Source organism: Vibrio pomeroyi, from assembly GCF_024347595.1.
Classification (GTDB): domain Bacteria; phylum Pseudomonadota; class Gammaproteobacteria; order Enterobacterales; family Vibrionaceae; genus Vibrio; species Vibrio pomeroyi.
Genome location: NZ_AP025507.1, coordinates 1,959,370 through 1,973,014 on the forward strand (window position 1 = coordinate 1,959,370; position 13,645 = coordinate 1,973,014).

Below are 13,645 nucleotides of genomic sequence, written 5' to 3' on the forward strand. Positions count from 1 at the left end.
CCACAGCTTTAAAAAATAATTTACATTTTTTTAAACTGACACGTAATCGTTTGCCTTTAAATCCCTACAATGCTTGCTATGTTTCTGGAGAAATAAATGCAAAATAATACCCTATGGTTCAATGGCCTATCCATGGAAGATGTCGACAAAGTCGGCGGTAAGAACGCCTCACTGGGCGAGATGGTTTCTAACCTATCCAATGCTGGTGTTTCTGTACCTAATGGTTTTGCTACCACTTCGTATGCGTTTAACGACTTTCTTGACTACAAAGGTCTTGATGAGCGCATCCACCAACTACTTGATGAACTTGATGTTGAAGACGTTGACGCACTGCGTAAGACAGGTGCAACGATTCGACAATGGGTTCTAGACGCCCCATTCCCAGAATCACTAGAGCAAGACATCCGTGATAACTACCGCGAGCTAATCGAAGACAACGAAGAATTGTCTGTAGCTGTGCGTTCATCTGCAACCGCAGAAGACCTTCCAGATGCTTCATTCGCAGGCCAGCAAGAGACCTTCCTTAACGTGAAAGGCATCGACGCTGTACTAGAAGCAACCAAGCACGTTTACGCTTCTCTGTTTAACGACCGCGCTATCTCTTACCGCGTACACCAAGGCTTTGACCACCGTGGCATTTCACTGTCTGCGGGTATTCAACGCATGGTTCGCTCAGACAAAGCCTCTTCAGGTGTGATGTTTACGCTTGATACAGAGTCTGGCTTCGACCAAGTGGTATTCATCACTTCTTCTTGGGGCCTAGGCGAAATGGTTGTACAGGGCGCTGTGAACCCAGATGAATTCTACGTTCACAAGCCGATGCTAGAAGCTGGTCACTACCCAATCGTCAAGAAGACGTTTGGTTCTAAGCTGATCAAGATGATCTACTCAACCAACCAAGAGATTGGCAAACAAGTTGATATCATCGACACCGATACGCAAGAGCGTAACGAGTTCTCACTGAACGATGAAGAGATCAAAGAACTAGCAAAACAAGCGATGATCATTGAGAAGCACTACCAACGTCCGATGGACATTGAATGGGCAAAAGATGGTATCGACGGCAAACTATACATTGTTCAAGCTCGCCCAGAGACAGTATGTTCTCAAAGCGACCAAAACGTTATCGAACGTTACGAGCTAAACAACAAGGCCGATGTGTTAGTTGAAGGCCGTGCTATCGGTCAACGTATCGGTTCAGGCCCAGTTCGTTTGGTTGACTCACTAGACCAAATGTCACTGGTTCAAGAAGGCGATGTACTGGTAACAGACATGACAGACCCAGACTGGGAACCTGTGATGAAGAAAGCCTCTGCGATTGTCACTAACCGTGGCGGCCGTACTTGTCACGCAGCAATCATCGCTCGTGAGCTAGGCATTCCTGCAATCGTTGGTTGTGGTACAGCGACAAATAACCTAAACGACGGTGACACCGTGACAGTGTCATGTTCTGAAGGTGAAACTGGCTACGTTTACCAAGGCGAACTCGACTTCGAGATCAAACGTTCTGAAGTTGATGAGCTACCAATGCTGCCAACCAAAGTAATGATGAACGTGGGTAACCCAGATCGCGCCTTCGACTTCGCACAGATTCCAAACGAAGGTGTTGGCCTTGCTCGTTTAGAGTTCATCATCAACAAGATGATCGGCATTCACCCGAAAGCCCTATTAAACTTCGATGCGCAAACTGACGAGCTAAAAGCAGAAATCAGCGAACGTATTCGCGGCTACAAAGATCCTATCGACTTCTACGTAAGCAAACTGACAGAAGGCATCGCGACTATCGCATCTGCATTCTGGCCTAAACGTGTAATCGTACGTATGTCTGATTTTAAGTCGAACGAGTACAGCAACCTAGTCGGCGGTAAAACGTTTGAACCACATGAAGAGAACCCAATGCTGGGCTTCCGTGGTGCATCTCGTTACATCTCACCAGTATTCGAAGACTGTTTCGAGCTAGAGACTCAAGCGATCAAACGTGTTCGCAACGAAATGGGTCTTAAGAACGTTGAAATCATGATTCCATTCGTTCGTACGCCAAGTGAAGCAGCTTCGGTTATCGACATTCTGGCTAAATTCGACCTTCGCCGTGGCGACCAAGGTCTAAAAGTCATCATGATGTGTGAGCTGCCGTCGAATGCGATTTTGGCTGAAGAGTTCTTGAAGTACTTCGATGGATTCTCTATCGGTTCAAACGATATGACTCAGCTAACGCTTGGTCTAGACCGTGACTCTGGTGATGTTGCTCACCTATTCGATGAGCGTAACCCAGCTGTGAAAGCGATGCTGAAAATGGCTATCGACGCGGCAACCAAAGCCGGTAAGTACGTGGGCATTTGTGGCCAGGGTCCATCTGACCATGATGACCTAGCGGAATGGTTAATGGAACAAGGCATCAGCTCTGTTTCGTTGAACCCAGACACGGTTATCGATACTTGGTTGAAACTAGGCAACGTTGCTAGCAAGTAACCTTCTCTAATCGAGATACGAACAAAGCCAGTCATTGCGACTGGCTTTTTTATTTACTGTATTTCAATACAAGATATTGAGCACTTTAGAAGTAGTATCTAACGCCTACCCAAGCTTCTGTCTGCCACTCACTTGCCATAGACACACCGTTCACATCGATATCGCCTTTGGTGATGTCATAACGAGTATTCAACCACCAAGTACGAGCACTGTTCATTGGTACATTCAGTGACGTTTTCAACGAGAAGTTTTGCATGTTGATATCGCTGCCCGATAGGTCTTGCCACTCTGGCACCAAAGAAACATAAGCCCCTGAATCACCTAAGTGCTTTGCTGTGATAAGCCCAAGTGAGTAACCCGTTAAGTCATCTTTAGATGAGCTCATAGCGGGAATTTCCATGCTGCCTGTCATCAAGCCAGCTCTTGGGAAAACCAAGAAGCCACCGGTATAAGCCGGATTGATCGCCACAACACCGCCGACCGACAATAAGTCATTTTTAATGCTTGTGCGTGTATTAATGTAGTCTAACGACAGACCCACTTTAGGCGCGGCTTTAGCACCAGTCTCGAAGACATGGAAATATTGAATTCGCGAGTTGCTGTATTCCGAACCAAAGTCGTTCGGATCGCGTTGTGATTCGTCATTGTCATCAACAAAGGTCGCTTCTGCGAGTAACGCAAATTGCTGACCGTTGTCCATACCACCAGAAACCTGTCCCTGAAATTGAATATCAGAACTGCCGCTCACCATCAAAGCAGTTTGTGTATACACCTTAGTCACGTCAGCAGGGTCGATAACTCGCTCTGATTCGGCATAGGCAGGAATCGATAAACCTAAGCTCAATGGAATAATAAGGGCAAACTTTTTCATTATATCTCTCGAAAGTCGTTTGCTTCTTCCTTGAAGCTTGAAAGTCCTTCTTTCTCAAATGGGTTGTTATTTGTCAGCAAGTAGTTTTGCAGCAGAACGCATTAATGCAGGGCCTTTGTTCTCACCAAAACCAGAATGGTACGGGTTGTTCGAGAACATTACGCCAACAAAATCACGCTCTGGGTCGATGTAAATGAACTGACCAAGGTTGCCACTTTTCGACATTGCACCGTCATTGAAGATGAAGTCGAATTGGTAAGCGTTGTAATCGGCTTTTTCGTTGTAGGCATGCAGTGAGCTGCTCTCTTTGCTGGTACCAACAAAGGCTTTTGGATCACCGCCGTTGCGAATACGATCAATCACCGCTTGTGAGATAACCGGCTCGTCCGCTACCGCTTTCCAGCTTGGTGTAAACAGAGTGCCCCAGCGCGCCATGTCTTCAACTGTGGTCGATACCAAACCAACAGCGATCGCCATGCCATCAGGCGTTAAGTTAAATTCCATTGATTGGCGAGCATGTACTTTCGACCAAACACGGTCTTCAAACACTTGGGTCCATGTTTTGTCTTCGATGTTCTCCACCATTTTGGTCAGTACCATGGTGTTGATAGACGCATAACGGAAATGGTCGCCCGCTTTCTCGCCTTCGATCTTCTGAGCGCCTTTAGCCACATTCATCCATGTTTCCATTTCGCCTGTCTTAGCTCTTGGTGAGTTGAATGAAGCCGCAAAGAAACGCACCACATCTGAATCAGGGTTTAGGATCGATTCAAGCGTCTCTTCGTTATCTAACGCGGTAGACATATTGAGCACCTGATGTACAGTGATCGCTTCCCAGTTGGTCCCTTTCAGCTCTGGAACATAGTGAGTGACGCTCTTTTCTGGGTCGACTTTGCCCTCTTCCACCAGCATCGCGACAACCGTACCAACAGTAGTTTTAGCCGTTGAAGCCCAAACGTGACTGTCTGTCGGGCTCATACCCGGATACGCTTCGTAAACAATCTCACCTTTGTGAATTAGCATGAAACCTTGAGTTCTGAACTGTTCATCAGCAAGGTAATCAGCCATTGTCAGCTCACCTTTGGTGTCTGTTTCAACCTTCAGCTTGGCAAGGCGTGGATCGATGTTTTTAACCAGTGGCTTATAATTCTCGCTCGGTGCAGCAAACGCCGTTGGCATGAACTCACTCATGTGCAAGTTGTAGTAAACACTGTGGTCACCACCCATTTGCCAATGGAAGTTATTGAAGTTTTCTCGTGCTGATGCAACAAAAGCAGGGGTAAAAGATTGTTGAGCATCTTTCACCGGAAGGGTGACTGCTGCACCTTCGACTTTCAGTGCTGCTTCAACTGGGTTCTCTGCAAATACAGTTGATGACACAGCAAGCGATGAAATCGTGAGTGACGAGATAATTAGGGCAAGGGGCTTAAGTTTCATATTCTTCTCCTCATTTGGGTTGGAAGAAGTATATGGAGATGCGCTACACTTAATTAGGTCATTTGGTGACATTTAAAGGTGAACTCAGAAAGCTATGAAAATTAAGAAAGCATCATCGAACACTACCAACATACTGCTGAGCTCTACCAGTAACATCGCGCCCTATATTCAATATTGCGAAAAACGCTCTCTTGACTGGCGCTCGGTTGCCATCGAATGTGGACTGCCAATTGAGCTAACACACTCCAACCAGTGGCTACCGACTCAAGATCTGATTCGCTTTATTCATGGCTTAGAGCGTAAGTTTGGTTATTCGATTGGGATTGAGGTTGGGCGTAAAGCCTCTTTAGAACAACTGTCGCCAGAGTTAAGCCAAAAAATCGACCAATGCATATCACTTGAGCACGCAATACGTTGTTTGATTACTGAGATCTCTACCCTGAGCAATCACGTCACCATGTGGACAGAAAAACGAGATGGGATGTGGTGGTTATGTCATCGCAGTTGCTATCATCCCTCTACCGCGGGTTTTGAACAATCTGAATGGTTTCGCACGCTAACTGTGATTAGCTTATGTCGTAAGTTCATAGTAAGCACATGGCAGCCATCACACGCAAAGCTCATCTCGACAAACAATCGTGAACGCAAGTTACCCAAGCACTTCTTTAATTCGGATATACAGTTTGAGCAGCAATATGGCGCGATCACCATTCCCTTGCCGGATGGGTATCGTGCTATTTCTGAGCAAGACACGAATCAAGATTGGCATCAAGCCGTCCAAGCCCTGATTAAGACGTATGCGACCTTGCCGTGGTTCAACATCGAGTGGTTTGCGACCATGCTAGGCATGACCAAACGGACACTGCAACGCAACCTGAAGAGTAAGAACATTCTGTTTAAGCAAGCTAAAGAACAGGTTCGAGAAATCAAAGCAAAACAATTACTCGATGAAACCGACCTATCAGTACAAGAGATCAGTTGGCAGTTGGGTTACAGTGATTTGAGTAACTTTAACCGCGCCTTTAAAGGCTGGACTGGCATTACAGCACCAAGTTATCGGAGCCGAAATAAAAAAGTCCGGTCAAATAACCGGACTTAATCGCAGATCTCAATATCGCTTCATCACTCTAACAAAGCTCTCGCGTTGTCTCCTTGCTCGTAGATATAGAGGCTGACGCGAGACAGTATGGTTATCTCTTCCATGCTGACTTGAAGTGAGTTCTGCCCTCTTCCTAGATTCGCTCTTAGGCGGTTAACGAGTTGTTGAACTGCTTGCAAATCATCTCTCGCTTTTGGCACGCGAGTATTCATAAAGGTGAACCACTTTTCACTCATGTTACGACTTATCTTGGCGAGCACTTCGCTGTTAGTAATCGTAAATGCTTTATCAAGGTTGCCTCCGTCGCGAAGGATGTCATAGATAATGTGGCCGTTCTTCTTCGCCACCATCATGTTCTTGGTATTGAGTTGCAGCTCACCAATGTGTCCATTGGCCATTTTTAAGAAGAACTTAATGTCTTTATAGCCAGCGTCAGTTGCACCACAGTTGAACTTAGCGTTGTCGCCTTGGCTGGTACCGTAGCGATCTTTCATCGCAGATTGGTGATGCTTCAGCTCGACAAACTCCTTGGTCAGAATGATCATCGCTTTGGCTATGATCATATCTTCCATCGTTTCAAATACGATAGTCATACGGGCTGCATCTTTCAGATCACCAATATCGTAATGACGTTTACGATTGGTGATCTTATCTAGCGCACCATGGAAATCTTTTACACCTAAATAAGCGCCAGGCGGTTGTTTGAGTGTTCCATTGCACACCGAAGCCACTTTCACAGCAAACTCTCTGAGCGCCTCTTGTGCTTCAACCGTTTCCATAAACATCATGAAGAGCTGCTTCTTCTTGAGCGTGGCGTTGGCAACCTGATTTCGAGAGCCAAAATCAAGATTCCCGTTTGCTAGCTTCTGACTCGATGTTTCATCCAGATAGTTATGGATCTTCTCTTTCTGAGTCATGATGTCGAGAATCACCTGATCTTGCTTTTTGTTGGCGTCATTCAGGTAATCGAAGTTTTCGACCTTCTGCTTCAGTGCTTGTAACTTTTGTTGGTAGTCTTTGACGTTAACCAAGCGAAAGCCCTGTGACATGATGCCCTGCTGGTTTATCTTAGCGAGTACCTTCGCTTTGTTCTTCCTGACTTGCTCTTGGCTGATCTGAATTTCTTCTGTCGTCGGCATATTTAGGTTCCCTCTCCAATATGCAGTTAAATTTGTGCTTGCTGACTCGCAATTCTTTTCCCTACAACGATATTAGTTTATGGATTTGATAATTACATTAAGCAACAACGATAACCCTATAAAATAAATAAGGTTTGAGAGGTAGTTCCATAAAGTCACAGCACAGAATGCTCTAAGCCCAGCTACCTCTTGGCGAAGGAATATGCCGAGATCCGGTAACAATTATTGGTATCGAGCTGACCTTACGTTATCCTTTACGCAATTCTTCACAGACAGGCTTTCCCCACAGTGAGCCTATCTTCAAGACCAATAAGACAGATATGAATTCGACTACCGCAACTCCCTCGCCTTCGCTTGGCCGACAACTCTATACCATGACATGGCCAATGCTGTTTGGGGTGCTTTCCCTGATGAGCTTCCAACTTGTAGACAGTGCTTTCATTGGTCAGCTCGGCGTTCTACCGCTTGCTGTTCAAGGTTTCACGCTTCCAATACAGATGATCATCATTGGTATTCAGGTTGGGCTAGGTATCGCAACCACGGCTGTTATTGCGAGAGCCATTGGCGCCAACGAAACACATTACGCTAAACAACTAGGTGGATTAGTGATTGCGATGGGCAGCGTGAGTGTCGCGCTTTTCTCTGTCATCATCTATATACTTCGTGGACCTATTTTACAGCTGCTCGATGCGCCACCGACGGTGTTACCGATCATTGATTCTTACTGGATCTATTGGTTAGTCAGCTCTTGGACGGGTGCTCTGCTCTACTTCTTTTACAGCGTGTGTCGTGCCAACGGTAATACCATGCTACCCGGCTCAATGATGATCGCGACCAGTATCATCAACTTGATATTGGACCCAATCTTCATCTTTACGCTCGATATGGGCATCAATGGTGCAGCGATTGCGACTATCTTGGCGTTCGGCGCAGGCATCTTTATCGTGGCTCCAAAAGTGACCAAGAAGCATTGGATGACGTTCGATTGGAACGACCTAGATATTGGCAAGAGCGTTCGCTCCATCGGTAACATCATGGGCCCAGCGATGATCAGCCAACTGCTGCCGCCAGTCTCTTCTATGTTGGCGACTAAGCTGCTTGCGGGTTATGGTACTGCAGCCGTTGCAGCTTGGGCTTTGGGGTCTCGCTTTGAATTCTTCTCTATTGTGGCCGTGCTAGCACTGACTATGTCGATGCCACCTATGATTGGTCGCATGTTGGGTGAAAAGAACCTTGGCAACATACGTAGTCTTGTGAAGATTGCCGTTACCTTCGTGTTAGGTTTCCAACTGGTCATCGCACTGGTGACTTGGTTATTCTCTGGCGGATTGGCGAACCTCATGACCAGTGACAACGAAGTATCAACGATTCTGAACTATCACCTACTGATCGTTCCAATCAGTTTAGGGCCTTTGGGTATCTGTATGCTGATGGTGTCGATCTCTAACGCGCTAGGCAAGTCTTACACCGCATTAACGATCTCTGCACTGCGCCTGTTCGCTTTCTTCTTGCCTTGCTTATGGGTTGGCTCTCAGCTTGCAGGAATTGAAGGTCTGTTCTGGGGTGCTATGGTAGGTAATGTGCTTGCCGGAACCTGTGCATGGTTTATGTACCGACGCGCTCTAGGACAAGTAAAGGCTAAGCTAGCCAGCGAGTGAACCGGAAGAAACAAGAAAGCAGCCACTTAGGCTGCTTTTTTAGTTATCGACGCTCTGATTTACGATCCTTCCTCTGACTATCCTTTTGTTAATAAAGTCTCTTCGATTAAGCCTTTCTCCCCCCCACACACAAAAAAAAAGAATGCCGACCGGTCGTCATTTCAGTCTCAGAATTACTGGTTAGATTTCCACACATAAGAAACATCCATCGAGCCGATTTTTATGTTCCTTTAGAACTTGTCCTAGATCATTAAAGTATTCGAAAACGTAACCTGTGGTTTTAAATATGTAAACTTTGATGGAGTTTAAAAAATTAAACCATATCGAAGATGGTTTGGTGATCCTGTTCAAATTACGCTCTTAATTTAAGTTAAATTTTCGTTATTTGTTGATGTTTTGAACGTTTTTTACGGTTTACAGAAGTTTACTGCATCTTGTTCAAATACCCCCAAAGGAGTAGATTTCAGTCATTGAGTTCAAAAATGTAAACCGCAATCATGAATGTAAAACAAGTTCGATTCACCGATGAAGACAGAGAATGTTTAAGCAATTACTTCCGCTTAGCGGACACAATTGCTGACTTGATTGGCCCTTACTGTGAGGTGGTCATTCACTCCTTTGAAAGCTTAGAAAACTCTGTCGTGAAGATCGTTAATGGTCATCATACCGGTCGTGAAATCGGCTCGCCTATCACCGATTTAGGTTTACGCATGTGGAGTACATTCGAGAAAACTGGCGAAGTTTCACCGAAGAGCTACTTCACCAACGCAGCAGACGGTTCCCTACTGAAATCAACCACCTGTGTACTGGCTGGTCCACAAAAAAAGCCGATTGGCATGCTGTGTATCAACATGAACTTATCTTTCCCATTCCCAGAAATCGTCAAGACGCTAATGCCGCAGTGCAATGTGCCACAAACCATTGTCAGCGAAACATTCAGCAACAATGCGAATGACGTCATTCAGCAAGCATTGAGTTCAGCCATTAAAGAAGTTGACCAAGACGAGACGATTTCTTCCAAAGGTCGCAATAAAGCCATCATCCGTTGCTTATTTGATAACGGAGTATTTGAGCTAAAAGAGACGACTACACAAGTATCAGAGCAACTTGGGATCAGCCGTCAGGCGGTTTACAAGTTTATCCGTGAATTTAAATCAGAATAAAACCAATAATTTAGGAGTTACATCGTGAAACAGATCATTGCCACTGAACAAGCACCTGCAGCTATCGGCCCTTACTCACAAGGTACGTCTTACGGCGACATGGTTTATACATCAGGCCAATTACCTCTCGTTCCAGAAACCATGCAGTTTGTTGAGGGCGGCATCAAAGAGCAGGCTCGTCAGTCTCTAGAAAACTTAAAAGCGGTATTAGAAGCGAGTAATGCGGGACTGGACACTGTGCTTAAGACAACCTGCTTCCTATCAGACATGGAGAACTTCGTAGCCTTCAACGAAGTGTACACAGAAGTGTTTGGTACAGAGAACGCACCTGCTCGTTCTTGTGTTGAAGCTGCAAGATTACCAAAAGACGCATTGGTTGAAGTTGAAGCCATCGCATACAAGAAATAACCGACTTAGTTATTAATGGGTATCATAGGAGATTCTCATGAGCGTTTCATTTATTGGATTAAGCATACTGTTCTTTGGGTTCTACGCACTGCTCTCGAACTTCAAAAAACAAAAGAAAAGTTTTAACTTCCGCGTACTGAGTGCGCTTGCTGCTGGCTTACTGTTCGGTGGCGCGATTCAACTTGTTTTCGGCGTCGGTAACGTTGCGACATCTGGCTTCGCTGAACTGATTTCAGTGTTCGGTAAAGGCTACATCAAACTTCTACAAATGATCGTTATCCCGCTCGTATTCGTGGCGATGATCTCTTCGATCATGAACGTTGAAGGCGGCGGCGCGTTATCTCGTATCGCACCAAAAATCATCGGTATTCTACTTTTCACTTGTGCAATCTCAGCAGCCGTTGGTATCGCAAGTATTTACCTATTTGGTATCGATGCGAACGCACTAGTAAGCACAATTGGCACAAACAGTGCGATTGAAGCTCGCGGTGATTCACTGGTAGCAACACAAGATGCAATGGCGAGCAGTGGCCTGTCTGGTATGGCTCTGTCTATCATTCCAACCAACATCTTCGACATGCTAACGGGCTCTCAACGTACTTCTACACTATCGACTGTACTGTTCGGCATGTTCCTAGGCTACTGTATCCTACAAGTGAAAAACCGTAAGCCTGAAAAAGTGCAAAACTTCGTTGATTTCATCAACTCTGCAAAAGAAGTGGTGCTGTCAATGGTTCGTGAAATCCTGAAGCTAACGCCTTACGGTGTGTTCGCTCTGATGACCACGTTCATGATGACGAATGACCTATTCGCACTGGCTGAAATGGGCCGCTTCCTTCTAGCAAGCTACGTAGCAATCGGCGTGATGTTCGGCATTCACTTCGTGATGGTGTCAATGTTCGGCCTGTCTCCTGCTAAGTTCATGAAGAAAATCTGGCCAGTATTAGTATTCGGCTTCGGTTCTCGTTCGAGCATGGCGGCTATCCCACTAAACGTTGAAACACAAACTCAACGCCTAGGTGTAGACGAAGAAACAGCAAACATGTCAGCGACATTCGGTACCAGTATCGGTCAGAACGGTTGCGCAGGCATCTACCCAGCAATGCTAGCAATCATGGCAGCACAAGTGATGGGCATGCCAGTTGACCTAGGCTTCATCCTACAACTGATTGCTGTTATCGCGATTGCTTCATTCGGTATCGCTGGTGTGGGTGGTGGAGCAACGTTCGCAGCGGTAGCGGTACTGACCATCATGGGCCTAGACATCACAGTAGTAGCGATTCTGGTGTCTATCGAAGCGCTAATTGACATGGCTCGTACAGCGCTAAACATCTCAGGCTCTATGCTGTCTGGTGTTCTAACAGCTAAGAAGAACGGCTCGCTAAACACAGAACAATACGACGCTGACGTAACAGCGACAGTATCAAAAGAAGCAGCAGTATAATTCTCAAACTTAATTAAGGGCACTCCACGTGAGTGCTCTTCTGTTTTTCCTGAGTTCAGGTTATTTAGGTAGTAAATATGAAAGTTGTTGTTATAGGCGGTAGCGCCGCTGGTATGAGTTTCGCAGCAAAGTACAAACGTAATCAACCATCAGACGAAGTCATCGTTTTAGATAAACGTAGCTACATCTCTTTTGGAGCATGTGGTCTACCCTACTTTGCAGGTGGCATGTTTGATGACACCGAACGAATGATTTCTCGCACGCCAGAACAAGCCATTAAATCTGGCTTGGATGTACGTGTAGAAACAGAAATGGTGTCGTTCGACCGCACTGAAAAGCAAATTACGGTACGTCACCAAAATGAAGAAAGCGTCATCAATTACGATATGTTGGTCATTGCAACAGGTGCGCGACCAATCGTTCCATCATTCGGTGAATTCAATCCAGAACACGTATACACACTAACCAGCATGGAAGATGGCTTGGCGGTTAAGGAAGCGCTAAAGGATAATAACAAGCAGCGTGTATGTGTTATTGGGGCTGGCTTTATCGGCCTGGAAGTATTCGATGCGGCGCACGGCTTAGACAAACACGTGACGATCATAGAACGTGAACAGCACATTATGAGCCGTCAGTTCAGCCCTGAGATCATTGAAGTCGTTGAAGGTGCGATTCGAGAATCCGGTGCTGACCTTAAAACCGGTTGTAGCGTGTCTGCTATTCGCGATGCTGAGCTAGGTGGTTACATCGTTGAAACTGATAACGGCAACGTAGAAGCCGATGTCGTGATCCTGTCACTCGGTTTCAAACCAAATACTGAAGCATTCGAACTGCCAAAAGCTGCAAACGGCGCATTACTTGTGAATGAATTTGGTGCTTCTGAAGACGCTTACATCCACGCTGTCGGTGACTGTGCAGTGGTTCATCACATGGCATTAGGTAAACCGGTTTATGTTCCTCTAGCAACCACAGCCAACAAGCAAGCGCGTATGATGGCGGACAAGCTAGCAGGTAAAGATACCTATATGTCAGGCTTCTTAGGTTCGTCTTGCTTGAAAGTGCTCGACTACGAATTAGCCTGCACTGGCGTAAATGAACTTCTGGCGAAAGAACACAACTTGGATGTGAAAGTATCAACGATTTCAGATAAGAACCAAACGGATTACTACCCAGGCCAAGAAGACATCAAGGTTAAACTGCTTTACCACCCAGAGACTAACGTTCTACTTGGTGGCGAGATCGTGGGTAAGAAAGGGGCAGTAGGTCGTATTAACGCTCTAGCTGTTGCCATCACCGCAAAAATGACAACTCAACAGTTAGGCTACATGGACTTCTGTTATGCCCCTCCTTTTTCACGGACTTGGGATGCGCTAAACGTGGCAGGTAACGTCGCTAAATAGGCCTTGCTAGTCGCAGGACATACAACTAAAACATCAAAGCAGAGCCTGAGCGCTCTGCTTTTTAATACCTAAACTCTACATAACCTAAAGCAGAATAAGATAACGACGTATCTAATAGTATTTGAGCTTTCTTTTGCCAAATTCAAGACGAAAAAAAGCCCGCTGATTTCTCAGCGGGCTTTCTAATGGTGGTGGAGGGATAGGGATTTGAACCCTAGAACCGCTATTAACGGTTGCCGGTTTTCAAGACCGGTGCTTTCGACCACTCAGCCATCCCTCCAACAAATTGTTACTAAAATCAGTCTTACTTGTATGCTGTTTCTAGTTTTGCTTTCAGTTTTTTAAAACTGAAAACGTAAAGTAAGTCTGGCGATGTCCTACTCTCACATGGGGAAGCCCCACACTACCATCGGCGCTATTGTGTTTCACTTCTGAGTTCGGCATGGAATCAGGTGGGTCCACAATGCTATGGTCGCCAAGCAAATTTTGCTTTTACTTTCAGCTTTTTTAAAAACTGAAGGCAAAATAATCTGGAAAACTGTATTTAAAAGTCTCTT

10 protein-coding genes, 1 tRNA gene and 1 rRNA gene are annotated in these 13,645 nt (G+C 45.7%); 7 read left to right on the top strand and 5 right to left on the bottom strand.

Annotation, left to right across the window (positions count from 1 at the left end; genetic code table 11):
• Positions 1-96 precede the first annotated feature (96 nt).
• The gene (ppsA, locus tag OCV12_RS24570; RefSeq protein WP_261886495.1) at positions 97-2,469 is read left to right on the top strand and encodes a phosphoenolpyruvate synthase; all 2,373 of its coding nucleotides are present in this window, start codon (positions 97-99) and stop codon (positions 2,467-2,469) included.
• Positions 2,470-2,554: 85 nt separating this feature from the next.
• On the opposite strand, the gene OCV12_RS24575 is transcribed toward ppsA, so the two are convergent.
• Positions 2,555-3,340 (bottom strand): hypothetical protein, encoded by a 786-nt coding sequence (locus OCV12_RS24575; protein WP_176680035.1) that lies wholly within the window; start codon positions 3,338-3,340, stop codon positions 2,555-2,557.
• A 66-nt stretch (positions 3,341-3,406) separates the two neighbouring features.
• On the bottom strand, positions 3,407-4,777 hold the full coding sequence (locus tag OCV12_RS24580; RefSeq protein WP_261886496.1) for a serine hydrolase domain-containing protein: 1,371 nt from the start codon (positions 4,775-4,777) through the stop codon (positions 3,407-3,409).
• A 94-nt stretch (positions 4,778-4,871) separates the two neighbouring features.
• Here OCV12_RS24580 and OCV12_RS24585 point away from each other — a divergent pair, with 94 nt between their 5' ends.
• The gene (locus OCV12_RS24585; RefSeq protein ID WP_261886497.1) at positions 4,872-5,876 is read left to right on the top strand and encodes a helix-turn-helix domain-containing protein; all 1,005 of its coding nucleotides are present in this window, start codon (positions 4,872-4,874) and stop codon (positions 5,874-5,876) included.
• A 23-nt stretch (positions 5,877-5,899) separates the two neighbouring features.
• Here OCV12_RS24585 and OCV12_RS24590 read toward each other — a convergent pair whose 3' ends face one another.
• On the bottom strand, positions 5,900-7,015 hold the full coding sequence (locus OCV12_RS24590) for a hypothetical protein (protein WP_261886498.1): 1,116 nt from the start codon (positions 7,013-7,015) through the stop codon (positions 5,900-5,902).
• A 320-nt stretch (positions 7,016-7,335) separates the two neighbouring features.
• Here OCV12_RS24590 and OCV12_RS24595 point away from each other — a divergent pair, with 320 nt between their 5' ends.
• From OCV12_RS24595 to OCV12_RS24615, 5 genes are all read left to right on the top strand, one after another.
• A complete protein-coding gene (locus OCV12_RS24595) occupies positions 7,336-8,673 on the top strand; it encodes an MATE family efflux transporter (protein ID WP_261886499.1) in 1,338 nt (445 codons plus the stop codon).
• 497 nt (positions 8,674-9,170) lie between these two features.
• The gene (locus tag OCV12_RS24600) at positions 9,171-9,836 is read left to right on the top strand and encodes a helix-turn-helix transcriptional regulator (RefSeq protein ID WP_261886500.1); all 666 of its coding nucleotides are present in this window, start codon (positions 9,171-9,173) and stop codon (positions 9,834-9,836) included.
• 24 nt (positions 9,837-9,860) lie between these two features.
• Positions 9,861-10,244 (top strand): RidA family protein, encoded by a 384-nt coding sequence (locus tag OCV12_RS24605; protein ID WP_017111552.1) that lies wholly within the window; start codon positions 9,861-9,863, stop codon positions 10,242-10,244.
• 37 nt (positions 10,245-10,281) lie between these two features.
• Positions 10,282-11,688 (top strand): cation:dicarboxylate symporter family transporter, encoded by a 1,407-nt coding sequence (locus OCV12_RS24610; RefSeq protein WP_017111551.1) that lies wholly within the window; start codon positions 10,282-10,284, stop codon positions 11,686-11,688.
• A 77-nt stretch (positions 11,689-11,765) separates the two neighbouring features.
• Positions 11,766-13,088 carry a CoA-disulfide reductase gene (locus OCV12_RS24615; RefSeq protein ID WP_261886501.1) on the top strand — a complete coding sequence of 441 codons (1,323 nt, stop codon included), beginning with the start codon at positions 11,766-11,768 and terminating at the stop codon, positions 13,086-13,088.
• Between the two features lie 189 nt (positions 13,089-13,277).
• On the opposite strand, the gene OCV12_RS24620 is transcribed toward OCV12_RS24615, so the two are convergent.
• Both OCV12_RS24620 and rrf read right to left on the bottom strand, forming a co-directional pair.
• A tRNA-Ser gene (locus OCV12_RS24620) sits at positions 13,278-13,368 on the bottom strand.
• Between the two features lie 84 nt (positions 13,369-13,452).
• Positions 13,453-13,568: ribosomal RNA gene (gene rrf / locus OCV12_RS24625) — 5S ribosomal RNA — on the bottom strand.
• Positions 13,569-13,645: the final 77 nt, after the last annotated feature.